Source organism: Stenotrophomonas riyadhensis, from assembly GCF_040256885.1.
Lineage (GTDB): Bacteria > Pseudomonadota > Gammaproteobacteria > Xanthomonadales > Xanthomonadaceae > Stenotrophomonas > Stenotrophomonas riyadhensis.
This window is the reverse complement of the sequence record NZ_CP155568.1, coordinates 3,251,343-3,277,068: the sequence shown is the minus strand read 5'-3', so window position 1 is coordinate 3,277,068 and position 25,726 is coordinate 3,251,343. Positions and strand designations below refer to the sequence as shown.

24 protein-coding genes are annotated in these 25,726 nt (G+C 66.7%); 16 read left to right on the top strand and 8 right to left on the bottom strand.

The window, feature by feature from the left end; genetic code table 11:
• Window positions 1-365 precede the first annotated feature (365 nt).
• Window positions 366-3,173, bottom strand: a complete 2,808-nt coding sequence (locus SriyCCGPB3_RS15350; protein ID WP_350259471.1) for a TonB-dependent receptor domain-containing protein — start codon at window positions 3,171-3,173, stop codon at window positions 366-368.
• 214 nt (window positions 3,174-3,387) lie between these two features.
• Here SriyCCGPB3_RS15350 and apbC point away from each other — a divergent pair, with 214 nt between their 5' ends.
• Both apbC and dcd read left to right on the top strand, forming a co-directional pair.
• A complete protein-coding gene (apbC, locus tag SriyCCGPB3_RS15345) occupies window positions 3,388-4,242 on the top strand; it encodes an iron-sulfur cluster carrier protein ApbC (protein ID WP_110714355.1) in 855 nt (284 codons plus the stop codon).
• A 78-nt stretch (window positions 4,243-4,320) separates the two neighbouring features.
• Window positions 4,321-4,893 (top strand): dCTP deaminase, encoded by a 573-nt coding sequence (gene dcd / locus SriyCCGPB3_RS15340; protein ID WP_010483020.1) that lies wholly within the window; start codon window positions 4,321-4,323, stop codon window positions 4,891-4,893.
• A gap of 88 nt (window positions 4,894-4,981) precedes the next feature.
• Here dcd and SriyCCGPB3_RS15335 read toward each other — a convergent pair whose 3' ends face one another.
• From SriyCCGPB3_RS15335 to SriyCCGPB3_RS15325, 3 genes are read right to left on the bottom strand one after another with little or no spacing between them, the layout of a single operon-like run.
• Window positions 4,982-5,149, bottom strand: a complete 168-nt coding sequence (locus SriyCCGPB3_RS15335) for a LiaI-LiaF-like domain-containing protein (RefSeq protein ID WP_180846270.1) — start codon at window positions 5,147-5,149, stop codon at window positions 4,982-4,984.
• Between the two features lie 15 nt (window positions 5,150-5,164).
• The gene (locus SriyCCGPB3_RS15330) at window positions 5,165-5,587 is read right to left on the bottom strand and encodes an HIT domain-containing protein (protein ID WP_110713023.1); all 423 of its coding nucleotides are present in this window, start codon (window positions 5,585-5,587) and stop codon (window positions 5,165-5,167) included.
• Window positions 5,584-6,255: a dienelactone hydrolase family protein gene (locus SriyCCGPB3_RS15325; protein WP_180853796.1), complete on the bottom strand. Its 672-nt coding sequence runs from the start codon at window positions 6,253-6,255 to the stop codon at window positions 5,584-5,586. Before SriyCCGPB3_RS15325 ends, SriyCCGPB3_RS15330 begins: the two co-directional genes overlap by 4 nt.
• A gap of 204 nt (window positions 6,256-6,459) precedes the next feature.
• On the opposite strand from SriyCCGPB3_RS15325, the gene rimO reads away from it, so the two are divergent.
• A complete protein-coding gene (rimO, locus tag SriyCCGPB3_RS15320) occupies window positions 6,460-7,821 on the top strand; it encodes a 30S ribosomal protein S12 methylthiotransferase RimO (protein WP_049436796.1) in 1,362 nt (453 codons plus the stop codon).
• On the top strand, window positions 7,818-8,717 hold the full coding sequence (locus SriyCCGPB3_RS15315) for a DUF3025 domain-containing protein (RefSeq protein WP_350259470.1): 900 nt from the start codon (window positions 7,818-7,820) through the stop codon (window positions 8,715-8,717). The genes rimO and SriyCCGPB3_RS15315 overlap by 4 nt, the downstream gene beginning before the upstream one ends.
• On the opposite strand, the gene greB is transcribed toward SriyCCGPB3_RS15315, so the two are convergent.
• Complete coding sequence (gene greB / locus SriyCCGPB3_RS15310) at window positions 8,677-9,183, bottom strand: transcription elongation factor GreB (protein WP_110713018.1); 507 nt, start codon at window positions 9,181-9,183, stop codon at window positions 8,677-8,679. The genes SriyCCGPB3_RS15315 and greB overlap by 41 nt on opposite strands.
• Before the next feature lie 125 nt (window positions 9,184-9,308).
• A complete protein-coding gene (locus tag SriyCCGPB3_RS15305) occupies window positions 9,309-10,814 on the bottom strand; it encodes a helicase HerA-like domain-containing protein (protein ID WP_110713017.1) in 1,506 nt (501 codons plus the stop codon).
• Between the two features lie 122 nt (window positions 10,815-10,936).
• Here SriyCCGPB3_RS15305 and SriyCCGPB3_RS15300 point away from each other — a divergent pair, with 122 nt between their 5' ends.
• Together SriyCCGPB3_RS15300 and SriyCCGPB3_RS15295 are read left to right on the top strand one after the other, a co-directional pair.
• Window positions 10,937-12,544, top strand: a complete 1,608-nt coding sequence (locus SriyCCGPB3_RS15300) for a transglycosylase SLT domain-containing protein (RefSeq protein ID WP_110713015.1) — start codon at window positions 10,937-10,939, stop codon at window positions 12,542-12,544.
• Between the two features lie 23 nt (window positions 12,545-12,567).
• On the top strand, window positions 12,568-12,915 hold the full coding sequence (locus SriyCCGPB3_RS15295; protein WP_110713014.1) for a ribonuclease E inhibitor RraB: 348 nt from the start codon (window positions 12,568-12,570) through the stop codon (window positions 12,913-12,915).
• A 91-nt stretch (window positions 12,916-13,006) separates the two neighbouring features.
• Here SriyCCGPB3_RS15295 and asd read toward each other — a convergent pair whose 3' ends face one another.
• A complete protein-coding gene (asd, locus tag SriyCCGPB3_RS15290) occupies window positions 13,007-13,849 on the bottom strand; it encodes an archaetidylserine decarboxylase (protein ID WP_153855806.1) in 843 nt (280 codons plus the stop codon).
• Window positions 13,846-14,496 carry an SCO family protein gene (locus SriyCCGPB3_RS15285; protein WP_006381470.1) on the bottom strand — a complete coding sequence of 217 codons (651 nt, stop codon included), beginning with the start codon at window positions 14,494-14,496 and terminating at the stop codon, window positions 13,846-13,848. The genes asd and SriyCCGPB3_RS15285 overlap by 4 nt, the downstream gene beginning before the upstream one ends.
• Window positions 14,497-14,618: 122 nt before the next feature.
• Between SriyCCGPB3_RS15285 and prmB the strand changes: the two genes are divergently transcribed.
• From prmB to SriyCCGPB3_RS15235, 10 genes are all read left to right on the top strand, one after another.
• Window positions 14,619-15,548 (top strand): 50S ribosomal protein L3 N(5)-glutamine methyltransferase, encoded by a 930-nt coding sequence (gene prmB, locus SriyCCGPB3_RS15280; RefSeq protein WP_110713009.1) that lies wholly within the window; start codon window positions 14,619-14,621, stop codon window positions 15,546-15,548.
• Window positions 15,545-16,648, top strand: coding sequence for a chorismate synthase (gene aroC, locus SriyCCGPB3_RS15275; RefSeq protein ID WP_005410486.1), 1,104 nt, complete (start codon window positions 15,545-15,547; stop codon window positions 16,646-16,648). The genes prmB and aroC overlap by 4 nt, the downstream gene beginning before the upstream one ends.
• The gene (locus SriyCCGPB3_RS15270) at window positions 16,641-17,678 is read left to right on the top strand and encodes a 2-hydroxyacid dehydrogenase (protein ID WP_153855808.1); all 1,038 of its coding nucleotides are present in this window, start codon (window positions 16,641-16,643) and stop codon (window positions 17,676-17,678) included. Before aroC ends, SriyCCGPB3_RS15270 begins: the two co-directional genes overlap by 8 nt.
• A 91-nt stretch (window positions 17,679-17,769) precedes the next feature.
• Window positions 17,770-18,798 carry an aspartate-semialdehyde dehydrogenase gene (locus SriyCCGPB3_RS15265; protein WP_110713006.1) on the top strand — a complete coding sequence of 343 codons (1,029 nt, stop codon included), beginning with the start codon at window positions 17,770-17,772 and terminating at the stop codon, window positions 18,796-18,798.
• A gap of 172 nt (window positions 18,799-18,970) precedes the next feature.
• Entirely contained in the window at window positions 18,971-21,019 is a 2,049-nt protein-coding gene (locus SriyCCGPB3_RS15260) for a FimV/HubP family polar landmark protein (protein WP_350259469.1), read from the top strand.
• Between the two features lie 26 nt (window positions 21,020-21,045).
• The gene (locus tag SriyCCGPB3_RS15255) at window positions 21,046-21,408 is read left to right on the top strand and encodes a VOC family protein (protein WP_093999948.1); all 363 of its coding nucleotides are present in this window, start codon (window positions 21,046-21,048) and stop codon (window positions 21,406-21,408) included.
• Between the two features lie 31 nt (window positions 21,409-21,439).
• Window positions 21,440-22,210, top strand: a complete 771-nt coding sequence (truA, locus tag SriyCCGPB3_RS15250; RefSeq protein WP_110713003.1) for a tRNA pseudouridine(38-40) synthase TruA — start codon at window positions 21,440-21,442, stop codon at window positions 22,208-22,210.
• Window positions 22,207-22,863, top strand: coding sequence for a phosphoribosylanthranilate isomerase (locus tag SriyCCGPB3_RS15245; RefSeq protein WP_049429515.1), 657 nt, complete (start codon window positions 22,207-22,209; stop codon window positions 22,861-22,863). The genes truA and SriyCCGPB3_RS15245 overlap by 4 nt, the downstream gene beginning before the upstream one ends.
• A gap of 168 nt (window positions 22,864-23,031) precedes the next feature.
• Window positions 23,032-23,706 carry an OB-fold-containig protein gene (locus tag SriyCCGPB3_RS15240; protein WP_110713002.1) on the top strand — a complete coding sequence of 225 codons (675 nt, stop codon included), beginning with the start codon at window positions 23,032-23,034 and terminating at the stop codon, window positions 23,704-23,706.
• On the top strand, window positions 23,706-25,724 hold the full coding sequence (locus SriyCCGPB3_RS15235; protein ID WP_350259468.1) for a hypothetical protein: 2,019 nt from the start codon (window positions 23,706-23,708) through the stop codon (window positions 25,722-25,724). The genes SriyCCGPB3_RS15240 and SriyCCGPB3_RS15235 overlap by 1 nt, the downstream gene beginning before the upstream one ends.
• The last annotated feature ends 2 nt before the right edge of the window (window positions 25,725-25,726 follow it).

Genomic DNA, 25,726 nt, shown 5'->3' with positions numbered 1-25,726 from the left:
TTGCAGGTAAAGGCTGGATGACGCGTAGCTGAATGTGGGAGTCGGGTCCCTTTGCGCAAACAGGCCTTTCAGTAGTCCGCAACAGTTGCTTTCCAGCGGGGGCGGAAGGGCTGGCATAACGGTTCATTCAGCCGATTCCTCGGGCACCGATCGCGGCGGCGCAAGCGCGTGGTGGGCCGTTGGCCCCTGCTTGAGGCGCCACCTGCAGATGCCGGTTGCTCCTGGCGCAGGGCGCTGGGAAAGCGCCTGCCAGGAGGTTCCACCACGAATCGGCTGTCTCCAACTCCGCGGTGGGAGAGCGACCAAAAAAAAGGCCCCGCCGAAGCGGGGCCTGGTCCAGACACGAAGTCCGGAAAACGACGGGATCAGAAGTTGTACTTGACCTGGGCCGAGATCTGGCGGCCGTAGACGCTGTAGAAGCCGTCATTGAACGGGGTCGATTCGTTGCCCGGGTAGTTGTAGCGCTGGCCTTCCGGCAGCTTGTTGAACACGTTGTTGACCATCAGCGACAGGACCAGATCGTCCTGTGCCTGGTAGTTCATGCTCAGGTTGTACGTGGTGTACGAACCCCACTTGCCGGCCTTGGCGCCGGAGGAGTGGACATAGCCGTAGCTGCGGCCGGTATAGGCCAGGTAGTTCGGGGTGCTGCCGACGTAGTTGGCGTACACGGTGGTGGTGAACTTGGCGATGTTCCAGGCCACCGACAGATCGCCGCGAACCTTGGCGAAGTTGTCGTAGTACCACATGTTGTACGGATCGCTCAGCAGGTCGAGCTTGTCAGCGCCCGGCATCGGCTGCACTTCACGCTTCAGCATGTTGGTGTAGTTGCCGGAGAACATCAGCGAGCCGAAGCGGCCGATATCCTGCTGGTACTTGGCCGCTACGGTCACCGCTTCCAGGTTCTGGCTGGCGACGTTGAGCTTCGGCGTGTACACGCGCTCCAGATTGCCACCCTTGCCACGGGACACCCAGTCGGTCACGTTCTGGCAGCTCGCCGAGGTGTTGTTCGGCAGGCCGCTGTGGCACTGGTACTCGGCCAGCAGCAGCTGGTCGCTGCTCAGGGTCTTGACCTCGTTCTTGATCTTCCAGTTGTAGTAGTCGGCCGACAGCGAAAAGTTGCTGACCGGGGCCCACACCACACCTGCGCTCCAGACGTCTGCGGTGATCGGCTTCAGGTCCGGATTGCCGGACTTTTCGCTGTACACCGAGGTGCCCTTGTAGAACGAGCAGGCCTCGTCACGCAGGCCGTAGCCCAGCTGGCTGCAGCGGTAGTAGTCGTTCTGGTTGGATGCGTAGGAGCCGCTCGTGCCCTGGAAGGCATCGGACAGGGTCGGCGCGCGGAACGCGGTACCGTACTTGCCGCGCAGCAGCAGGCTTTCGATCGGACGGAATTCCAGGCCGATGCTGTAGGTCGCCTTGTCGACGGTCTTGTCGGCGATCTTGAAGGCGTCATAGCGGCCCGATGCGCTGACGGTCAGCGTGTCATGCAGCGGCATGCGCAGTTCGCTGGTGACCGCATAGTTGCTGCGGTGGCCGGCGCCGGCGACAGCGGTGGCGCCCCACACGTTGCCCTTGACGAAGGCCTGATCCGGTGAATAGTCCCAGCCTTCGCTGCCACCTTCCAGCACGACGGCCAGGCCGGCGTCGCCGCCCGGCAGGCTGAACAGCGAACCATTGGTCACCTGCACGCGACCCAGGTTCTGCCAGGTCTTGCTGCGGTGGGTGCCGTAGCCGGTGAAGCTGGCGAACTGGTCCGGGGTGATCGGCGAGTAGAAGGCCGCGTAGTTCGGGTTGTAGATGCCGAACTTGGCTTCCGGGTCCTTCGGGTCGATGTAGGTGCCCAGACGCTGGCCCATCACGTTCTGGCCGAAGAAGCCATCGATCTTGTCCTTCCAGCGCACGAAGCGGTTCTGGTCCAGGCGGTACTCGCCGCGGGTGAAGCTGGCGCTGTAATCCCAGTTGCCGACCATGCCCTTGCCGCCCAGGGTGACCTGGTAGGCGCGGCTCTCATCGGAGTTGAGGATGTTGTTGTAGTCGCCCTGGCCGATTTCTTCCGGAGCGAAGGAGCGCTGCAGGTTCACGACCTTGCCGGAGTTCTGGTCGTAGAAACCGCCCATGCTCGACTTGGTGCCCCACCACAGGGCGCTGGCGCCGGAGGTGAACTCGGTCTTTTCCTTGCTGTACAGCACGTCGGCGAACAGCTGGAAGTTGTCGTTCACGTCGAAGGTCATCGACGAGTAGAACTGGCCGCTGTTCTTGCCGTTCTTCAGGGTCTTGTAGCCGGCGCTGTACACCGAACCGCAGGACTCGCCCGACGGGCGCTGGCCGACCACGGTGGTGCCGTCGTACAGTCCGGCGACGTTGGCGCAACGGCTCGGGTCCATCATCAGCAGCTTGCTGTCAGCGTTGGTGATGACGGCGAAGTCGTTCGACGGGACCTGGGCGGTGTAACCGACCGGGTTGTTCTGGCGGGTGATGTCGCGCTGGTAGCCCCAGATCGGGCTGCCGTTCTCGATCTGCACGTTGAACAGTGCATGGAAGCGGTCGTCGAACGCGTTGATGCCCTTGGCAGCGCTGAAGCGGATGTTGCTGCCGCCGCCTTCGGTATAGGTGCCGCCACGGACGGTCATCGTGCCGCCGTCCATGCGCTCCTTGAGGATGATGTTGACCACGCCGGCGATCGCGTCCGAACCGTACAGCGAGGACTGGCCACCCGGCAGCACTTCGATGCGTTCGACGATGTCGATCGGAATGCCGCTGATGTTGTTGAAGGTTTCGCTGCCGTTGTACAGCGCCGGATACGAGAGCATCGGGCGGCCGTTGATCAGGTACTTGGTGTAGCCCGGGTTCAGGCCGAACATGCCGGCGGCTTCGGCGCCCTGGGTGAACGAACCCGAGGTCTGGCCGCCCTGCAGGCCGCCGGTGGTCAGCGAGGACTGCTGCAGCACTTCAGCGACACTGCTGAAACCGCGGGTCTGGATGTCTTCGGCGGTGATGGACATCACCGGGGTCTGGGTCTCGACCTGGGTCTGCGGGATCAGCGAACCGGTGACGGTGATCTTGTCCAGGTTGGTCGCCTTGTCCTGGGCCATTGCCGGTGCGGCGGCCATCAGAGCGGAAATCAGGGCGACGGCGAGCGTGTTGCGACGTGCGGTGTTGCTTACGTATTTCATGTAGTTCCAATGGAGATCAAAAACAAAAACGGCACTGCGCATGCGCCATCGCGCGGACTGGAAATGCCAGCTCCGCAGCCCAAAACAGTGCGGATCGAACGTAACATGAACTTAACAATCTGTGCACGAATCTGTAGCAATCCTGAATTTCAGTCAGGTTGCGTCCAGCTTGTATGATGCTGGGTTATTCCCCCTGACCCCGCCGGTGCTCGTTGTGAACAGTTCTCCCCGCCGTCCTCATGCAAGCCAGGTCCAGAAGGGACTTACGCCGCATGCCCGCATCCGCAATGTGATCGCGGTTGGTTCGGGCAAGGGCGGCGTCGGCAAGTCCACCACTTCGGTGAACCTGGCCGTGGCGCTGCAGCAGCTGGGCGCCCGTGTTGGTGTGCTGGATGCGGACATCTATGGCCCCAGCGTGCCGGCCATGCTGGGCCTGTCCGGCCGCCCGGAAAGCCCGGACAACAAGAGCATCGAGCCGCTGCGTGCGTTCGGTGTGGATACCATGTCGATCGGCTACCTGATCGAAGAAGACACGCCGATGATCTGGCGTGGCCCGATGGCCACCTCGGCGATGACCCAGCTGTTCAACGACACCCTGTGGGACGACCTGGATTTCCTGCTGATCGATCTGCCGCCGGGCACCGGTGACATCCAGCTGACCCTGACCCAGAAGATTCCGCTGGCCGGTGCGGTGATCGTCACCACCCCGCAGGACATCGCCACGCTGGATGCGAAAAAAGCGCTGAAGATGTTCGAGAAGGTCGAGGTGCCGGTGCTGGGTATCGTCGAGAACATGGCGGTGCATACCTGCAGCAGCTGCGGCCATGTCGAGCACCTGTTCGGCGAAGGCGGCGGCGAGCGCATGGCCGCGCAGTACGGCGTGCCGCTGCTGGGCTCGTTGCCGCTGCAGATCGGCATCCGCGAACAGGGCGATGCAGGCACCCCGATCACCGTGGCCCAGCCGGATTCGGCGCCGGCCCAGGCCTACCGCCATGCCGCACAGCGCCTGATCGAGGAAGTCGGCAAGCGCCCGCGGGCCTCGATCCCGATCCTGTCGTCGCTGCTGTAAGCGCCGAGGCCGGTGCCGCCGGCCGAGGCCGGCCCCCTGCTAGAATCCTCGCGCCCCCTCGTACCCCCAGGACAAAGCATGAGCATCAAGAGTGACCGTTGGATCCGCCGCATGTCCGAGCAGCACGGCATGATCGAGCCGTTCGAGGCCGGGCAGGTCAAGCAGGCCAACGGCGAACGCATCGTCAGCTACGGCACGTCCAGCTATGGCTATGACGTGCGCTGCTCGCGCGAGTTCAAGGTGTTCACCAACATCAACTCGACGATCGTCGATCCCAAGCACTTCGATCCGGGCAGTTTCGTGGATATCGTCGGCGATGAATGCATCATCCCGCCGAACAGTTTCGCGCTGGCGCGTACCGTCGAGTACTTCCGCATTCCGCGCGATACCCTGGTGGTGTGCCTGGGCAAGAGCACCTACGCGCGCTGCGGCATCATCGTCAACGTGACCCCGCTGGAACCGGAGTGGGAAGGCCACGTCACCCTGGAATTCAGCAACACCACGCCGCTGCCTGCGCGCATCTACGCCAACGAAGGTGTGGCTCAGATGCTGTTCTTCCAGGCGGCCGCCGATGACATCTGCGAGACGTCGTACCGCGATCGTGGCGGCAAGTACCAGGGCCAGACCGGCGTGACCCTGCCGCGGACCTGATCGCTCGCGTCATCACCCATCGAAAACGCCGGGACATGCCCGGCGTTTCCGTTTCTGGCGCGTGCCCGGACATGGCCGGGCACTACCCTTATTTGCCGCGACCGAACAGCATCGCGATGCCGACGCCCACCAGGGCCACCGGCCACCAGGTCATCAGCAGCTTGGACAGGTTCAGATGCGTCCAGCCGAGGTTGCTGGCGAGCATGAACAGGCCGATCAGGATCAGCAGGATGGCGGCAACGAGGTTGAATCGCATCGGGTCGGCAAGGGCTCAGGAGTGGGCCGGATATCCTAGCCTTTCCTTCCAGTAGGCGACATGCTGGTCCAGCGCGGCCGGCTCGTAGCGGTGGGCAGGCCCGCTGCCCCAGACCGGACCCGGCCAGGCCGGATCGCCGTCATGGCGGCCGATCACGTGGAAATGCAATTGGCGCACGATGTTGCCCAGCGCCCCGATGTTGATCTTTTCAACCCCGTCGGAGCCCTTCAGGGCCTTGCAGGCGCGGTTGAGCTCGGTGCGCAGCTTGTCCTGCTGCTCGCCGTCCAGCTCGATCCACTCGGTCACCCCGGCCAGGCGCGGTACCAGCACCAGCCAGGGGAATCGTTCGTCGTTCATCAGCCGCACTTGCGACAACGGTCCTTCGGCCACCAGCACGCTATCGGTGGCCAGGCGTGAATCGAGTTCGAATTCGCTCATCCAAGATGCTCCGAGAAGAAGTCCAGGGTGCGTTGCAGCGCCAGGGTAGCGCTGTCTGGATCATACGCATGTCCGACCTCGCGGTTGAAGGCGTGATCGGCCGGATAGACGAAGGTGGCCATCTGCGGCAGCTTCTCGCGGTGGGCCTGGACCGCCTCCGGTGGGATGCTCTTGTCCTGGGCGCCGAAGTGGAAGATCACCGGGGCCTTGGGCGCCTCATCGAGGAACTGCACGTTGCGCGCACCGTAGTAGCTGACCGAGGGCAGGCCCAGCCGCACTGCCGACAGCATCGCCACGGTACCGCCCCAGCAGTAGCCGACCGTGCCGACCTTGCCGTAGGGAGCCAGTCGGGTTGCCGCGGCGCGGACCACTTCCAGTGCCTTCTCCATGCCCAGTGCGGCGACCCGTTCCAGGCCGTCCTTCACGCCCTCGGGGCTGTAGGGGAGGGCGTCGGGGTCGGCATCGGGGCCGTCGATCAGGTCGAAGAACGACGGCGCCAGCACCGCGTAGCCCTCGGCGGCGAAGCGCTCGGCCACGCTGCGGATGTGCGGGTTGGCGCCGAAGATCTCCTGCACCACCACCAGCCCGCCACGCGGGGTACCTTCCGGCAGGGCCTGCCAGGCCCGTACCGGGCCGTGATGCGTATCCAGGGTGATCCACTCGGCCATCGTCATCTACCTCGTTGCGGGGAACAGGACTGCATTGTCGGTGCTGCGCGGGTTAGCGCGGTGTCAGCGGCTGTGCGTGATCGGGCGACTGGGCGTTCAGAGCGAGGCAGCCAACCCCGGTATACTGGCGCCCTTTCAGGCCCCGGCCCCCAGGAACCCCTGCCATGGCGGCAGGGGCCCAGGCCCCCAGAGTCCCGCGATTCCATGTCCCAGCTGAACCCCAAAGTCGGCTTCGTCAGCCTTGGCTGCCCGAAGGCCCTTGTCGATTCCGAGCGCATCCTCACCCAGTTGCGGTCCGAGGGATACGACATCGTTCCGTCCTACGATTCGGCCGACGTGGTGGTGGTCAATACCTGCGGCTTCATCGATTCGGCGGTGACCGAGTCGCTGGACGCGATCGGCGAGGCGATGAACCAGAACGGCAAGGTCATCGTCACCGGCTGCCTGGGCAAGCGCCCGGAGCAGATCCGCGAGGCCTATCCGAACGTGCTGGCGGTGTCCGGCCCGCAGGACTACCAGAGCGTGATGGAAGCGGTGCACGAAGCGCTGCCGCCCAAGCACGATCCGTTCGTGGACCTGGTGCCCGACTACGGCATCAAGCTGACCCCGCGTCACTATGCCTACCTGAAGATTTCCGAGGGCTGCAACCACAAGTGCAGCTTCTGCATCATTCCGTCGATGCGCGGCAAGCTGGTTTCGCGCCCGGTGGATGAGGTGCTGCGTGAAGCCGAGCGCCTGGTGCGCGGTGGCGTGCGTGAGCTGCTGGTGGTATCGCAGGACACCTCGGCCTACGGCGTGGACGTGAAGTACGCCGAGAAGATGTGGCGCGACAAGGCCTACCAGACCCGTCTGAAGGCGCTGTGCGAAGGCCTGTCCGAGCTGGATGCCTGGGTGCGCATGCACTACGTCTACCCGTATCCGCACGTGGACGAGGTGGTGCCGCTGATGGCCGAGAATCGCATCCTGCCGTACCTGGACATCCCGTTCCAGCACGCCAGCCCGCGCATCCTGCGCCTGATGAAGCGCCCCGGCGCGGTCGAGAAGACCCTGGAGCGCGTGCAGAACTGGCGCCGCATCGCGCCGGACATCACCGTGCGTTCGACCTTCATCGTGGGTTTCCCTGGCGAGACCGAGGCCGAATTCGAAGAGCTGCTGTCGTTCCTGGACGAAGCGCAGCTGGACCGCGTGGGTGCGTTCGCCTATTCGCCGGTCGAGGGGGCCACCGCCAACGACCTGCCGGATGCGGTTCCGGAGGAAGTGAAGCAGGAGCGCCTGGCCCGCTTCATGGAAAAGCAGGCGCAGATTTCCGCCGCACGCCTGGAAGCCAAGATTGGTACCGTGCAGCAGTGCCTGGTCGACGCCATCGAAGGTGATATCGCCGTGGCCCGTTCCAAGGCCGATGCGCCGGAGATCGACGGCCTGGTGCACATCCAGAACGCCGACCAGGTGCCGTTGCGCGTGGGTGAGTTCGTCGACGTGGAAATCACCGAGAGCGACGAGCACGACCTGTATGGTGACGCGCTGCCGGCCGCCACCCGCCCGGCATTCGATCTCAAGATGCTGTGACCGCGGCGACGGCCGCCGCCGGTGACGGCAGCGGTGTCCGCCGCTTCGTGCCGCCGCCGCGTGCGGCGGTCGATCCGCAGGTGTTCGCGCACCCGGTGTTTGCCGGGTTGCGCGACGTTGGTGATCTGTTGGAAGGCCCGGAGTGGCCGGCCGTCGCCGTGCTCGATGCGCGCCTGTCACTGCCCGGCAAGCACTTGATCGAGCAGGATGCCACGCTGCTGGCAGACGGCCTGCACTATGAAGCCCGCATCGCGCAGGGCTGTATCGCCACCCGCGCCGACAACTGGCATGACCTGTTCAATGCACTGGTGTGGGCCCGCTACCCGCAGCTCAAGCTGGCGCTCAATGCGCAGCAATGCCGGCATATCGAGGCCATGCCGCCGGGCCAGCGCAACCGCGCGCAGGCGGCACTGACCCAGTTCGACGAAACCGGTGTGATCGTGCGCGTGCGCGACAACACGTTGCTGCGCGCGTGGGACCTGCACGACTGGCGTGTGCTGTTCGAACCGGCATGCTGGCAGAGCGGTGACATCGCCATCGCTGCGGTATTCGGTCACGCGCTGATGGAGCAGGCGCTGCTGCCGGGGCGTTTGCTGGTTGGCAAGTGCGTGGTGGTGCAGGGCAAGGACGATGAGGCCAGCATTGCCGAGGTGGCTGCCGCCATCGCCGAGCACAGGGCTGTGACCGATCCCCTGCAGCTGCGTCCGCTGCCGCTGGCTGGCATCCCGGGTTGGTACGAAGGACAGGATGCCGCCTTCTACGCCAGTACCGATTACTTCCGACCGCTGCGTGCCGGCCGCCAGTACCCGTTGCCGCTGGCGCTACAAAGGGCAGGCAGTCGAGCAAGGCTCGACGCTACACAGGCGCGTATTCCACCCCGATCACCGCAAAGGTGAACTGGCCGCCGGGCAGTTCCACCGAAAATTCATCATCCAGCCGCTTCTTCAGCAGCGCACGTGCCAGCGGCGAATCGATGCTGATCCAGCCCAGGCCAGCATCGGTCTCATCCGGCCCGACGATTCGGTAGCGGCTGGTGTCGCCGCTGTCCACGTTCTCCAGTTCCACCCACGCACCGAAGAACACCGCCTGCGGATCGGTCGGCGTGGTGTCGACCACGCGCAGCGATTCCAGGCGCTTGGTCAGGTAGCGCACGCGGCGGTCGATCTCGCCCAGCTGCTTCTTGCGGTAGGTGTACTCGGCATTCTCGGAGCGGTCGCCTTCCGCTGCAGCAGCGGCCAGGGCCTTGACCACTTCCGGCCGTCGCAACCGCCACAGCTCATCCAGTTCGGCCTTCAACCGGGCATGGCCGGAGGCGGTGATCAGGGCAGTGCTTTTTTCTGCGGGGGGACGCCAACGGGACATGCAATACGACTTCTTTTCTGGATGACGAAGGTGAGAGGGGTCGGAGCCCTCCCTGGCGGGAGGGATCCGACCCGTGGGTCAGATCCCTTTCCCGGGGAAAGGGCTCTGACCCCGGCAGCGACAGATCAGCGCTTGCCGCCGAAGATGCCACCCAGCAGGCCGCGCACGATCTGGTTGCCCAGCTTGGTGCCGACGGTACGCGTGGTCTGCTTGGCCATGGTCTCGATCATGCCCTGACGGCGCTTGGTGCCGAAGATCGCATCCTTGATCGCCTGGCCGAAACCGCCTTCCTGCGCTTCGTCCTGCTCGCGGCTGCGGGCGGCGGGAGCCTGCGCCTGCTCGACCGTCTTCTGCGCGCGCTGGGCCAGCAGCTCGGCGGCCGATTCGCGGTTGATCGCGGTGTCGTAGCGGGTGCCGACCGGGCTGCCGGCACGCACCTGGGCGCGCTCGGCCTCGGTGATCGGTCCCATCCGGCAGCGCGGCGGCGCGATCATCGTCTGCTGCACCGGCATCGGTACGCCCTTGTCCTGCAGCGTGGAGACCAGGGCCTCACCGGTGCCGAGCTGGCTCAATACCTTGGCCACGTCCAGCTTGGGGTTCGGCACGAAAGTCTCGGCGGCGGTCTTCACCGCCTTCTGGTCGCGCGGGGTGAACGCGCGCAGCGCATGCTGCACGCGGTTGCCGAGCTGGCCGAGGATGTTGCCTGGCACGTCGTCGGGGAACTGCGAGCAGAAGTACACACCCACGCCCTTGGAGCGGATCAGGCGCACCACCTGCTCGATACGCTGCACCAGCGAGGCCGGTGCGTCGTCGAACAGCAGGTGGGCCTCGTCGAAGATGAAGACCAGCTTCGGCTTGTCCAGGTCGCCCACTTCCGGCAGCTGCTCGAACAGTTCCGACAGCAGCCACAGCAGGAAGGTGGAATACAGCTTGGGCTTGAGCACCAGCTGGTCGGCGGCGAGGATGCCGATCATGCCGCGGCCGTCGTGGTTGACCCGCATGATGTCGGCCAGTTCCAGCGCCGGCTCGCCGAAGAAGTTCTCGCCACCGTCCTGCGCCAGGCGCAGCACCGAACGCTGGATCGCGGCGATCGACTGCGCGCTGACCAGGCCGTACTCGGTGGAGATGTCCTTGCGCTCCTCGGCGACCAGGCCGAGCAGGGCGCGCAGGTCATCCATGTCCAGCAGCAGCAGGCCGCGGTCGTCGGCCAGCTTGAATACGATATCGAGCACCCCGGCCTGGGTGTCGTTCAATTCGAGGATGCGCGACAGCAGGGTCGGGCCCATCTCACTGACGGTGGTGCGCACCGGGTGGCCGAGCTTGCCGTACAGGTCCCAGAAAATGGTCGGGCTGGCGGCCGGCGCATAGTCGGCCACGCCGATCTCGGCCGCGCGCTTGAGCAGGTTCTCGGCACCGGTGCCGGGCACGGCCAGGCCTGACACATCGCCCTTCACATCGGCCAGGAACACCGGCACGCCCAGCCGCGAGAAGCCCTCGGCCAGGGTCATCAGGGTTACGGTCTTGCCGGTACCGGTGGCGCCGGCCACCAGGCCGTGGCGGTTGCCGAGTTTCGGCAGCAGGGTGACGGCAATATCGTCGGTGATGCCTTTGCCGAGCAGAATCGGATCCATGGTCCAGCCCTTGTGGTGAATAGCCCAATGTTAACCGCCGGCGGTGACGGTCCGAAGGTCGGCTTGCCCGGACCTTGGCGGCGCCGCTACTCTGCCTGCCTGTTTCGCACACAGTGCCATCAATGCCCGTTCCTGTCCTGATTTCCCGTGGTTGGCCGCTGCTGGCCCTGGCCGGCCTGGTTTCCCTGGCGCCCGACGCCCATGCGCAGCGGGTTTCGGCCCGGGACAAGGCGAAGGTCGATGCGCTGCAGCAGCGCATGACCGTTGCCGAGAAGCGCTACAGCGATGCGCTGCTGCTGGTCGCCAATGCCGACCCCAAGGGCAGCAACGAGGCCGACGCCGCGCTGGAGGACATGGAGGATGTCCTCAACGACTGCGTCAAGCAGAAGGGCTGCCAGATGGGCACCCTGCTGGCCAGCTACAAGCGCCTGCTCAAGCATGACGCCGATGCCGCTGCCAGCGATGACGTGGCCGACGAGGGCGGCGACCGTCTGGAAGCCGACCCCGACCATATCGGCCCGCTCACCGCCGACGTGCCGGAGGCCGCGCGCGCTGCCGCGCTGCTGAACGACAAGCGGCACGCCTTCGACAGCATGGTCGAGTACAACCCGGCGGTGCAGGCCGGCATCCGCCGCTGGCTGACCGACATGCGCCCGGCGCTGCTGACCAGCTACGAGAATTACCAGAACCTGCGCGCGGTGATGTGGCCGGAGTGGGAGAAGCGAGGCCTGCCCGAGGCACTGCTGTTCGGCATCATGGCCAAGGAATCCAATGGCCGTGTGCATGCCTCCTCGCGTGCCGGCGCGGCTGGCCTGATGCAGTTCATGCCGGCCACCGGCCGCCGCTTCGGCCTGGGCCCGGACGGCACCGGCTTCGATACCCGTTTCGACGCGCGTAGCGCGGCCGAGGCCAGCGCCAGCTATCTCAACGAACGCCTGCGCGAACTGAACAACAACGTGGAAATGTCGGTGGCCGCCTACAACGGTGGTGAAGGCCGTGCCGCGCGCGTGTTCAAGCAGAGCGCTGGGCAGAGCTTCTGGACCGACAGCGTCTACAACCAGTTCCCTGGCGAGACCAAGGACTATGTGCCGATGGTGATCGCCGCGGCCTGGATCTTCCTGCACCCGCAGCAGTACGGCGTGGAGTTCCCGAAGATCAGCGCGCAGCCGGCCACGCTGCGCCTGGCCAAGTCCACCACCATCTACGAACTGACCATCTGCCTGGGCAGCCACGGCACCCGTGATGGCTACATGCGCGCGCTGCGCAACCTCAACCCGCGCTATGAAGCCGATGGCTGGATTCCGGCCGGCACGCTGATCAACGCCACTACCCGCATCGCTGGCCTGTACCAGCGCAACTGCGTCAGTGGCCCGCGTGCCGACCTGGCCCGCACCCTGATCACCGCTGATCTGAACGCGGCGATCAAGCGCCCGACCGCGGCCAGCTATACCGGCAGCGTGGCGGTGGGCGGCGTGGTGCCGGTGGCCGATGCGGCAGCGTCCACCAGCGTGCCGACCGCACCGGTGGCCGCGGTGGCGACGCCACGCCCGGCACCGGCCCGACCGAAACCCGTGCGCAGCCACAAGGTGGGCAAGGGCGAGACCCTGGGCGCCATTGCCGCGAAGTTCCAGTGCGACGTGCCGACCCTGGCCCGCGCCAACGGCCTGAAAGCCCCGGCCTACAGTCTGCGCCACGGCCAGACGCTGAAGCTGCAGGGCTGCGACAAGTAATCCCCACGCCCCCCGGAACCCGCATGGACCTCGAAGACACCCGCAACCTGTTCGCCAACCTCCGCGAAAACACCGACTGGGACATCAACGGCCCATTGCTGTGGGGGTATTTCTTCGTCCACTCCAGCGCCGAGCCGCTGCAGGTACTGGCCGACCACCTGCAGGCGCAGGGCTACAGCTTCGTCGAGCTGTTCGAACAGGAGCCGGAAGAGGGCGACGCGCCGTTCCACGTGCTGCACGTGGAGCGCGTGGAAATCCACGACGAAGCCTCGCTGGACCGCCGCAACCAGGAATTCGCTGCCCTGGCCGCGGAAAAGGGCGTGGAAGACTACGACGGCATGGACGTCGGCCCGGCCCCGGCCCTGCAGTAACGCGCGTACCGGTAGTGCCGGCCGCTGGCCGGCAATGCTCGTCGCGTTGGATCAACGGAGATGCCGGCCAGCGGCCGGCACTACCGAAGCCTCAGCGCAGCTTCGCCAGCGCCTGGCCCAGCTGCACCGGGCTTTCGGCGCCCAGCTGCGGGGCGAACTCGGCCACGCCCGGCGGCAGCAGCACGATCACGGTCGAGCCGTAGTTGAAGCGCGCCATCTCGGCAAAACGTTCCAGCTGGATGCCCTGGCCGCGGTAGTCCTTGCGGGTGATGCGATCACCATAGGCCGGGATCTCCTCGCCGCTCCATACGGTTTCCACGCCGGAGACCAACAGCGCACCGACCATCACGCTGACCATCGGGCCGAAGCTGGTGTCGAAATGGCAGACCAGGCGCTCGTTGCGCGCAAACAGGCGCGGCACGCCGTTGACGGCCGCTGGGCCGACGCTGAACAGGCGTCCCGGCACGTGCACGGTTTCGCGCAGGGTGCCGGTCCACGGCATGTGCACGCGGTGGTAATCGCGCGGGGACAGGTACACGGTGGCGTACAGGCCATCGTTGTACGGCTTGGCATCCTCGTCACTGCCCAGCAGCTCGGCGGCGGTGAACGACTGGCCCTTGGCCTGGAAAATGCGTCCGGCCTCGATCCTGCCGAGCTGGCTGATGCGGCCGTCGGCCGGCATCACCAGGCTGCGCGGATCGGCATCGGCCACGCGCGCGCCCGGCTTCAGGGCACGGGTGAAGAACTGGTTGAAGGTGGCGTAGCTGCGCGGGTCCGGGTTGGCCGCTTCGTCCAGGTTGACGTTGAACTTGCGGGTGACCGTGTCGATCAGCCAGCGCGACACGCGCGGATCGTCCGAGTACGCCAGCGAGCGCGCCATCGAGGACAGCAGGCGGTGGGGCAGGACGTACGTCAGGGCGGTGGTGAGACTCATGGGGCGGTTTTCTCGGTCAGCTTCTGCAGGTCGCGGGCAATCGCCGGCGCGTTGAACGGGGGGCGTACCAGGCCGGCCAGGCGGCCCTGCGGATCAAGCACGGCCAGGCTGGCCGAATGCTCGACGGTGTAATCCTCGGGATTTTCGTCGAAGTGCTTGCCCGGCACCTTCTGGAACACGAAGCCCAGCGAGGTGGCAAAACGTTCCAGCGAGGGAACGTCGGCGGTGGCGGCCAGGGTGTCCTTGTGGAAACCGTGCACGTACTCGCCGAGGCGGGTGGCGCTGTCACGGTCGGGGTCGACCGAGATGAACAGCACGCGCGGGCGCAGGCTGTCGGGCAGGGCCTCCCACTGGTTCTGTGCGCCGGCCAGCTCGGCCAGCGTGGTTGGGCAGACGTCGGGGCAGAAGGTGAAGCCCAGGAACACCAGGGTCCAGTGGCCCTTCAGCTCGCCCGGGATCAGCCGGGTGCCGTCGGACTGGGCCAGGTTGAAGTCGGGCAGTTCACGCGGTTGCGGGTACAGCGTGATCGCTTCGGTGGCCGGGGCGTTGGCCGGCGGCTTCGGCGCGAACACCTGCTGGGCGGCCAGCAGGCCGAGCCCCGCCGCCAGGGCGATCAGCAGGATGATGCCGGCGTTGCGATTGAACATGGGGGCTCCCGCGCGAAATGGGCTCCATCATACCGGCTGCGGCCCGATCGTTTCCGCCGCAACGGATGCCGCCGCGGGCGCCAGCCCCTATAATCGGGGGCCACTTTGCCCGCAGTACCGCCATGACCGCTGAAACGGCCGCCGAACTCCACACGATCATCGATCTGATCCGCTACGGCACCAGCCGTTTCAACGAAGCCGGGCTGACCTTCGGGCACAGCTATGACAACGCGCTGGACGAGGCCACCCAGCTGGTGCTGCACAGCCTGCACCTGCCGCACGACCTCGGCCCGGCCTACGGCCAGGCGCGCCTGCTGCAGGCCGAGAAGCTGCGCGTGCTGGAACTGTTCCAGCGTCGCATCGACGAACGCATCCCGGCCGCCTACCTGACCGGTGAGGCCTGGTTCGCCGGCCTGAGTTTCAAGAGCGACGCGCGCGCCCTGGTGCCGCGCTCGCCGATCGCCGAGCTGATCGAGTGCGGTTTCGAGCCGTGGCTGGCAGGTCGTGACGTGCATCGTGCACTGGACCTGTGCACCGGTTCGGGCTGCATCGCCATCGCCATGGGGCACTACTACCCGAACTGGGAAGTGGACGGTGTCGACCTGAGCGACGACGCGCTGTCGTTGGCGGAGGAGAACAAGGAGCGCCTGCAGGCGCACAACGTCACCCTGCTCAAGTCGGACCTGTTCAATGGCCTGACCGGCCGCCACTACGACCTGATCGTCACCAATCCGCCGTACGTCACCAACGACGAGACCGATGCCCTGCCGCAGGAGTACTCCTACGAGCCGGAGATGGGCCTGCGTGCCGGCGACGACGGCCTGGACCTGGTGCTGAAGATCCTGCGCGATGCCCCGCTGCACCTGAGCGAGGACGGCCTGCTGATCTGTGAAGTGGGCGAGTCCGAGCAGCACCTGATCAAGCTGCTGCCGGAAGTCGACTTCGCCTGGATCGAATTCAAGGTTGGCCAGATGGGCATCTTCGCGGTCGAATGCCGCGAGCTGATCGCCCACAGCGCCCGCATCACCGAACTGGCGGCGCAGCGCCCGTGAGTTCCAATTCGTTCGGCAAGCTGTTCACCGTCACCACGTTCGGCGAGTCGCACGGGCCGGCCATCGGCTGCGTGATCGATGGCTGTCCTCCGGGGCTGGCGCTGGACGCGGCCGAATTCGCCCACGACCTGCAGCGTCGCGCTACCGGCAAGAGCCGGCACACCTCGGCCCGCCGCGAGGCGGACGAGGTCGAGATCCTGTCCGGCGTGTACGAGGGCCTGACCACCGGCACGCCGATCGCGCTGCTGATCCGCAACACCGACCAGCGCAGCAAGGACTACGCCAACATCGGCCAGCAGTTCCGGCCGGGCCATGCCGACTACAGCTACTGGCACAAGTACGGCATCCGCGACCCGCGCGGTGGCGGTCGTTCTTCCGCGCGCGAGACCACCATGCGCGTGGCCGCCGGCGTAGTCGCCAAGAAATGGCTGGCCGAGCGCTTCGGCGTGACCGTGCGCGGCTACCTGTCGCAGCTGGGCGACATCACCCCGGCCGGTTTCGACTGGTCGGCGGTGGAAGACAATCCGTTCTTCTGGCCGCACGCCGCACAGGTGCCCGAGCTGGAGGCGTACATGGATGCGTTGCGCAAGTCCGGTGATTCGGTCGGTGCGCGCGTGGACGTGGTGGCCGACAACGTGCCGCCGGGCTGGGGCGAGCCGATCTACGGCAAGCTCGATGGCGAACTGGCCGCCGCGCTGATGAGCATCAACGCGGTGAAGGGCGTTGAGATCGGCGACGGTTTCGCCAGCGCCGCACAGAAGGGCACCGAACATCGCGACCTGCTGACCCCGCAGGGCTTCGCCAGCAACCATGCCGGCGGCATCCTTGGCGGCATTTCCACCGGCCAGCCGGTGGTCGCCTCGATCGCGTTGAAGCCGACCTCCAGCCTGCGCCTGCCGGGCCCGTCGCTGGATACCGCCGGCAACGTGGTGGAGGTGGTCACCACCGGTCGCCACGATCCCTGCGTCGGCATCCGCGCCACCCCGATCGCCGAGGCAATGGTGGCGATGGTGCTGATGGACCAGGCGCTGCGCCATCGCGCGCAGTGCGGCGATGTCGGCACGATCACCCCGCGCATTCCCGGGCAGATCGATGGCTGACACGCGGCCGACCGTGTGGGTGAGCCAGCCGCTGATCGACGCGGCCATCGCGCCGCTGCGCGATCGCGTGCAGCTGCGCATCACCGACACCGTCACCGCCTGGTCGCCCGAGCAGATCGCCGAACAGCTGGCCAGCGCCGACGGCGCCATCATCACCCTCAACGAGCGCATCGGCGCAGCGCAGGTGGCCGATGCCGCGCAGCTGCAGGTGATCGCCAATGTCGGTGTCGGCTACAACAACCTGGATGTCGACGCGCTCAGTGCGGTCGGTATCCTGGCCAGCAACACGCCGGACGTCCTGACCGAAACCACCGCCGATCTCGGCTTCGCACTGCTGATGGCCACCGCGCGCCGCATCACCGAGTCCGAGCGCTGGCTGCGCGAGGGCCAGTGGCAGCAGTGGTCGTTCCAGACCATGCTCGGTGCCGACATCCACGGCAGCACGCTGGGCATCCTTGGCATGGGCCGCATCGGCCAGGGCATCGCCCGTCGCGGCGCGCACGGTTTCGGCATGAAGGTGCTGTACCACAACCGTTCGCAGCTGCCGGCCGCGACCGAAGCGGAGGTGGGGGCCCGTTATGTGGACCTGGACACGCTGCTGGCGCAGTCCGATCACCTGCTGCTGGTGCTGCCGTATACCCCTGCCTCGCACCACCTGATCGATGCCGCCGCGCTGGCGAAGATGAAGACGTCGGCGACGCTGGTGAACATCGCCCGCGGCGGCCTGGTCGATGAGATCGCGCTGGCCGATGCGCTGGCCAACGGCCGCCTTGCTGCAGCGGGTCTGGATGTGTACGAAGGCGAGCCAAAGGTACGCCCCGAACTGCTGGCGCTGCGCAACGTCGTGCTCACTCCGCACATCGGCAGCGCCTCGCTGGCTACGCGCACGGCGATGGTACAGCTGGCCGTGGATAATCTGGTTGCCGGGCTCGGCCTGGACGGCGGCCCGTCGCGCATGCCGAGCGCGATCAACGCTGACGCGGCGATGGCCGCGCGCGTGACTTTGGGCAAAAAAACCGGGAAACGATAGGGAACCTCCGCGCGCCCCGCTTGAGGAGGTTCCCCGAACCCAGCTGTCGTGCGTGTTTTTTCCCATCCCCGTTTTCGTGAGAGTTTCCCCCATGAGCAATGCACAGCGCAGTTTCCACGTCGCCGTCGTCGGTGCCACCGGTGCGGTTGGCGAGACCATGTTGTCGATCCTGGCCGAGCGTGGTTTCCCGGTCGGTACCCTGAGTGTCCTGGCCTCCGAGCGTTCGGCCGGCGGTGAGATCGAATTCAACGGCCAGAAGGTCAAGGTCCAGGACCTGGCCACCTTTGATCCGACCGGCGTCGAGATCGCCCTGTTCTCGGCCGGTGGCAGCGTGTCCAAGGAATACGCACCGAAGTTCGCGGCTGCCGGTGCGGTGGTGATCGACAACTCCTCGGCGTTCCGATACGACGATGACGTGCCGCTGGTGGTGTCCGAGGTCAACCCGGAGCAGGTCGCCAACCGTCCGCGTGGCATCATCGCCAACCCGAACTGCTCGACCATGCAGATGCTGGTGGCGCTGGCGCCGCTGCACCGCAAGTACGGCATCGAGCGCATCAACGTCTCCACCTACCAGTCGGTGTCCGGCGGTGGCCGTTCGGCAACCGAGGAGCTGGGCAAGCAGACCGGCCAGCTGCTGAGCTTCCAGGAAATCGATCCGCAGCGTTTCCCGGTGCAGATCGCTTTCAACCTGATCCCGCACATCGACGACTTCCAGGACAACGGCTTCACCAAGGAAGAGATGAAGCTGATCTGGGAGACCCGCAAGATCCTCGGCGACGACAGCATCCTGGTGAACCCGACCGCGGTGCGCGTGCCGGTGTTCTACGGCCATTCCGAGTCGGTGGCGATCGAGACCCGCGACAAGGTCACCGTCGCCGAAGCGCGTGCGCTGCTGGAGCAGTCGCCGGGCATCGAAGTGGTGGATCGCCACGAGGCCGGTGGTTACCCGACCCCGGTCACCCACGCCTCGGGCACCGACGCGGTGTACGTTGGCCGCATCCGCGAAGATCTGTCGCATCCGCGCGGCCTGAACCTGTGGATCGTGTCGGACAACGTGCGCAAGGGCGCGGCGCTGAACGCCGTGCAGCTGGCCGAACTGGTCGCCGCCGAGCAGCGCTGATCTCCGGTTATGTAGCGTCGAGCCATGCTCGACTGCTTGTCGGTAGTGCCGGCCGCTGGCCGGCATTGCCCTGATCCACCAGCTGAAGGGATTGCCGGCCAGCGGCCGGCACTACCTCAAGGGTCTTTCCGGTGGGTGCGGACCTTGGTCCGCACGCTTTATAGTGTCGCCCATGAATAAACGGGCCAAGGGCGCAAAGCGCCCGCTCAGCTATCTTTCCGCCGCGCTGCTGGCCCTGGCCAGCAGTTCGGCGTTTGCCCTGGGCCTGGGTGACATCCGGGTCCTGTCCAAGCCGGGCCAGCCGTTGCTGGCCGAAATCCCGGTGGTCTCGGCCGATCCGTCCGAGCTGGAGAACCTGCGCGTCGCGCTGGCCTCACCGGTCACCTTCGAGCGTGTCGGCCTGCAGCGGCCGACCGGGCTGGTCAGCGAACTGCAGTTCGAACTGACCCGCAATGCGCAGGGCAGGGCGGTGGTGCGGGTGACTTCGCAGGCGCCGGTCGAGACCCCGTCGCTGAGCTTCCTGATCGAGGCCGACTGGGGCCAGGGCCGGCTGGTGCGCGAGTATTCGGCGCTGGTTGATGCACCGTCCAGTGCGCTGGCAGTAACCGAACCGGAGATCGTTGCCCCGGCAGGCACGCTTTCCAACACGATTGCCCGCGAGCCGGCGCCCGTGTCTGCAACGGAGGCGCCCGATGTGCCGACCCGTGCCGCTGCAGCGACACCGCCGGCACCGGCACGGCCGCGTGCGGCACCTGCACCGGTGGCGGCCACTCCGGTTGATGGCAGCATCACCGTGCAGCGCGGTCAGACCCTTTCGCAGATCGCCAGTGCGGTGGCGCGCGGCAACCAGGTCAGCCGCGACCGCGCGATGATCGCCCTGCTGCGAGCCAATCCCGAAGCTTTCATCCGTGGCAACGTCAACCTGCTCAAGCAGGGCGCGGTGCTGCGTGTGCCGGGCAGCGATGCGCTGGCCGCCGTGGATGCGGCGGAGGCCGCTGCGCTGGTGCGCGAGCACGCCGCGCAATGGCGGCAGGCACGTACCGTTCCGCAGCCGGCGGGAACGGTCGCACCGGTCGCCAGGGCGGCAACCACGAGCGCTTCTTCCCCGGCTGCGGCCAATGGCGCACGACTTGAGATCGCTCCGGCGCTGGCGTCCGACGCCGCGCATGCGGGCACAACCACCGGCACCGCTGCCGGCAGCGAGGGTGACATGCTGGGCAACGAACAACTGCGCCAGGCGCGTGAAGACATCGCCACCCGCGATGCCGAGATCGGCGAGCTGAAGCAGCGCGTGGCCGATCTGGAGAAGCTGAAGGAACAGCAGCAGTCGCTGATCGCGATGAAGGACAACGACCTGGCGGCCGCGCAGCAGCGACTGGCGCAGGCCCCGGGGGCCCGTGACGCGGTGACGCCGTGGTACTGGCTGGGCCTGCCGGTGCTGCTGCTGGCGGCCGGTGCGGCCTGGCTGCTGCGCCGTCGCAAGCCGTCGCCGCTGCCGCCGCTGCGTGAAGAAGACGATGCCGCGGGCCTGACGGCTGCGGTGCCGGCGGGCGCGGCGCTGGATACGCTGGCCGAGCAGTCTTCATGGTCGTCGGCGGTAGCCGATGGCGGCCGCCACGAGCCGGCGATGCCGGCCTGGGCGAGCGAGCCCGAGGTGCAGGCCGAAGCCGCAGTCGATCCGATCACCGACCCCGTGGCGCCGCCCGAGTGGCGGGCTGACTCACTGCGTGACGAAGACGTGGTCGTACTGCCCGAGGCGGTGACCGATCTGCCGCGCTGGGACGAACCCGCGACCGCCAGCGGGGAGGGTGTCGTCGTCGAGCCGGTGCAGGATGAACCGATTGCACCGGAAGCCCCGGCCGACATCGGTGTGCCGGACTATGCGCTGCATGCCGAACAGCAACCGCAGTTCCGTGGCGTGTTCGATCTGCCGGCAGAAACGCATGACGTCGACGCTCCGGTCGATGCCATCGATCAGGCGCCCATCGACCGCGACGGCATCGATGCCCCGCATCACGAGGATGCCGCGCCGATCACCGCGGCGGCGGGCACCGACGCTGGCTGGTCGCCCCGTGCGGGCCAGGAGCGCCTGGAGCTGGCCATCGCCTATCTCGACCTGGGCGACGCGCAGACTGCGCGTACCCTGCTGCTGGAGGTCGCAGAAGGCGGCGACCTGCACAGCCAGGCACAGGCGCGCGAATTGCTGGCGCGCCTGCCGTGACCGAACCTGCCGACAAGGACCGTGCCATGAGCCGCGAGCGCCGCATCGACTACGTTGAGTTCGCCTCCAGTGATCCGGCCGCCAGCCGCGCCTTTTTCGAGAAGGTGTTCGGCTGGTCGTTCGTCGACTATGGCAGCGACTACACCGCTTTCGACGATGGCCGCCTGCAGGGCGGCTTCTTCCGCGGCCAGCCGCAACGGGCCAGTGACAGCGGCGCGCCTTTGCTGGTGCTGTACGCCGACCAGTTGGCGCCGATCGAGGCGGCGGTGCGTGATGCCGGCGGCGAGATCGTGCGCCCGGTGTTTTCTTTCCCCGGCGGCAGCCGCTTCCAGTTCGTCGAGCCCGGTGGCAACGAACTGGCGGTCTGGTCCGAACGCGATCCGGCCTGAGCGCCGCCCACCCGCAACATCGAGGTAGCACATGCGTTACGCGCTTGGCGTCGAGTACGACGGCAGCGATTTCAGGGGCTGGCAGAACCTGGGCGAGGGCGGTCCCAGCGTGCAGGCCAGCCTCGAGCAGGCCCTGTCGTCGGTGGCCGACGCGCCACTGCAGGTGGTCTGTGCCGGCCGCACCGATGCCGGTGTGCATGGCCAATGCCAGGTCGTCCACTTCGATACCGACGTGGTGCGCGATCCGCGCGCCTGGATGCTGGGTACCACCACCCGCCTGCCGCGCTCGATCGCAGTGCGTTGGTGCGTGCCGGTGGCCGATGATTTCCATGCCCGTTTCTCGGCGCGTGCGCGTCGCTACCGCTACCGCCTGCTCAACCGTGAAGTACGGCCGGCGCTGGAGCGCCAGACCCTCAGCTGGGAGCGCCGGGCGCTGGACGAGACCCTGATGCATGCGGCCGGCCAGGCCCTGCTCGGCGAGAACGACTTCAGCGCGTTCCGTTCGGTGCAGTGCCAGGCGCTGCATGCCCGGCGTGAACTGCAGTCACTGCAGGTCAGCCGCCAGGGCGAGGTGATCGAGGTCGCCGTGCAGGGCAATGCATTCCTTCATCACATGGTCCGCAATATCGTCGGATCGTTGATCCTGGTGGGCAGCGGCGAAAAGCCGGTGGAATGGATCGCCGAACTGCTGGCCGGGCGCGATCGCACCGTAGCTGGCCCCACCGCACCGCCGCAGGGCCTGGTGTTCCTTGGGCCCCTGTACCCCGACAACTGGCATCTGCCCGCCGAGGTCACGCTATGAGCCGCTCCTACTACCGTACACGCATCAAGTTCTGTGGCATGACCCGTGCCGGCGATGTCCGCCTGGCCGGTGAACTGGGCGTGGACGCGGTGGGCTTCATCTTTGCCCGCGAGAGCAGCCGCCGGGTCGCGCCGGCCGAGGCCCGCGCGATGCGCCAGGCGATCGCGCCGATGGTCGACGTGGTGGCGCTGTTCCGCAACAACAGCAAGGAAGAGGTGCGCGAGGTGCTGCGCACGGTGCGTCCGACCCTGCTGCAGTTCCATGGCGAGGAAGACGAGAGCTTCTGCCGCAGCTTCAACATGCCCTACCTGAAGGCGATCGCCATGGGCGGGCGTGAAGAGGTCAACGCCCGCACCCTGCAGCTGCGCTATCCCAGCGCCGCTGGCTTCCTGTTCGACAGCCACGCACCGGGTGGTGGTGGCGGTACCGGCGTAGCGTTCGACTGGGGCCGCATTCCGACCGGGTTGCACCGGCCGTTCCTGCTGGCCGGTGGCCTGAACCCGGAAAACGTCTATGACGCCGTCCTGGCCACGCTGCCGTGGGGCGTGGACGTCTCCAGTGGCATCGAGCTGGAGCCGGGCATCAAGGACGGGTACAAGATGCGCACCTTCGTCGAAGAAGTGCGCCGCGCGGACTGCACGGTTCTGGAGTGATACGCGTCACCCTTTGTCGTGATTTGCGGCCGGATTTGAGCCTGCACGCATTCTTCACATAGGATGGAGCCAACGCGCCTGCCAAGAGGGCCGGCGCGGGGATCGACGGGGCGCGCTCTGCGCGTCCCGAACGGGCGAACACCGCCCACTGCCCAGGAAGGCAAAGCGATGCAGGAATTCCTCACCGTCGTGTTCGGTTTCCCGACCCTGCCGTACAGCATCGTGCTGGCGGTGGCGGTGCTGTATTGGGCGCTGGCGGCGTTCGGCCTGGTCGATGACGGGTTCGGCGATGCCGGCGCCGATGGTGCGCTGCATGGCGATCACCACGACCTGCAGGGCCTGTCCGCGCTGCTGGCGCGCTGGGGCCTGGGCGGGGTGCCGCTCATGCTGGTGGTGACGCTGCTGGGCTTCTTCGCCTGGATCGTCACCTATTTCATCCATCTGTTCGTGCTGCTGCCGCTGCCCGACCTGCTGCGCTGGTCGATCGGCGCGGTCGTGGCCGTGCTGGCGCCGTTGCCAGCGGTGCCGGTCACTGCGCTGCTGCTGCGGCCCATCCGCCGGTTCCTGCTGCGCCTGCGACCAGTGGCGCAGGCCTCGCTGCTGGGACGGACCGGCGTGGTCGCCTCGCCCAGGGTGGATGCCCGCAGCGGTCACGCCACCTTCGACGACGGTGGTGCCGGGCTGGTGCTGCAGGTGCGCAGCGACATCGAACTGCAGCGTGGCGAGCGCATCGTGCTGGTCGAGCACATGGCCGAACAACACTATTACCGGGTGGTCCGCGCTGATGCGGTCGCCCTCGATTTCCAGGACAACCTGCTTCCGGGCAACAAGGAGAATCACTGATGACATTGGCAACCATGGCCCCCTTCCTGATCGGCGTGGTGGTCCTGCTGGTCGGCCTGCTCGGCCTGGCCGGCCTGTTCAAGGCCTTCTACCGCAAGGTCGACCAGGGTGTGGCCCTGATCGTCAACGACATGAGCTCCACGCCCAAGGTGCATTTCACTGGCGCACTGATCATCCCGGTGCTGTACCGCGCCGAGCTGATGCGGATCAGCCTGATCACCCTGCAGATCGATCGCCGCGGCAAGGAGGGCCTGATCTGCCGCGACAACATGCGTGCCGACATCGCCGTGGCCTTCTACCTGCGGGTCAACGAGACCCAGGCCGACGTGCTGCGCGTGGCCAAGGCCATCGGTGCCGACCGTGCGTCGGACAAGCACGCCGTCGATGAGCTGTTCAACGCCAAGTTCTCCGAAGCGCTGAAGACGGTTGGCAAGAAGTTCGACTTCACCGAACTGTTCGAGAAGCGCCAGGAATTCCGCGACGAGATCATCGCGGTGATCGGCAACGACCTCAATGGCTACGTGCTGGAAGACGTGGCGATCGACTACCTGGAGCAGACGCCGAAGTCGCTGCTGGACCAGTTCAACATTCTCGACGCGCAGGGCATCCGCAAGATCACCGAGCTGACCGCCGCGCAGAACGTGGTGACCAACGAGCTGGAACAGAACGAAACGCTCGCCATCACCAAGAAGAATGTGGAGGCACGTGAAGCGCTGCTGGCGCTGGAACGCCAGCAGGCCGAAGCCGAAGCACGCCAGAAGCGCGAGATCGAGACCATCCGTGCCCGCGAGGAAGCCGAGACCGCCAAGGTGCAGGAAGAACAGCGCCAGCTGTCCGAGAACGCCCGCATCGAAGCACAGCAGCTGATCGAGATCCGCGACCAGAACCGCCTGCGCGAAGTGGAAGTGGCCGAGCAGAACCGCCAGCGCGCCGTGGCCATCGAGGCCGAGCGCGTGGAGCGCGCGCGCCAGCTGGAGCAGGTCACCACCGACCGCGAAGTGCAGCTGCAGGGCGTGGAGCGCGACAAGGTGGTCGAGCAGGGCAAGATGGATGTGGCCAACATCACCCGCGAACGCATCTCCATCGACAAGACCGTGGCCCAGGAAGAGGAGCGCATCAAGGAAGTGCGCGAGGTCTCCGAGGCCGACCGCCAGAAGCAGGTGCTGATCCTGGAAGCCGAAGCCAAGGCGCAGGAATCGCTGGTGCGCGAGGTGAAGGAAGCGCAGGCACGCGAAACCGCCTCCAAGCACCGCGCGGTGGAACTGACCACGCTGGCCCAGGCCGAACACGAAGCGGCCGGCAAGCAGGCCGAAGCCAAGCGACTGCTGGCCGACGCACTGCGCGCCGAGCAGGCCGCGCCGGGCCTGGCCGAAGCGCAGGTGCGTGAAGCCTCCGCGCTGGCCATCGAGAAGGTCGGCATCGCCGAGGCCCGCGTGATCGAGGCCAAGGCCGAAGCCAGCCTGAAGCAGGGCAGCAACGAGGCCCAGGTGCTGGCGCAGACCCTGCAGGCGCAGGCACAGGGCGAGGAGAAGATGGGCCTGGCCCGTGCCACCGCCACCGAATCGCTGGGCAATGCCGAAGCCGGCGTGGTGCAGAAGAAGCTGCTGGCCGAGGCCGAAGGCCTGGTGCGCAAGTTCGAGGCCATCGCCTCGCTGAGCGACCAGGCACGTGGCCACGAAGAGTTCCGCATGATGCTGGACAACAGCCTGAAGCAGGCGCTGGCCTCGATCGAAGCCGGCAAGGAAGTCTCGCGCGAGAACGCCAACGTCATCGCCAGTGCGCTGCGCAATGCCGACATCGATCTGGTCGGCGGCGACGGCGGCATGTTCGAGAATCTGGTCAAGGCGGTTTCGCTGGGCAAGTCGATCGAAGGCTTCGCCGGCAAGAGCCCGATCGTGCAGGAGCTGATGCAGCGCTACCTGGGCGTGGCCGTGGCCGAACCGGCCCCGCGCCAGATCACCGAGGATGCCGACGCGGTGCCGACCGTGTCGGCCACCGTGGTCGACAGCGCCCGTTGATG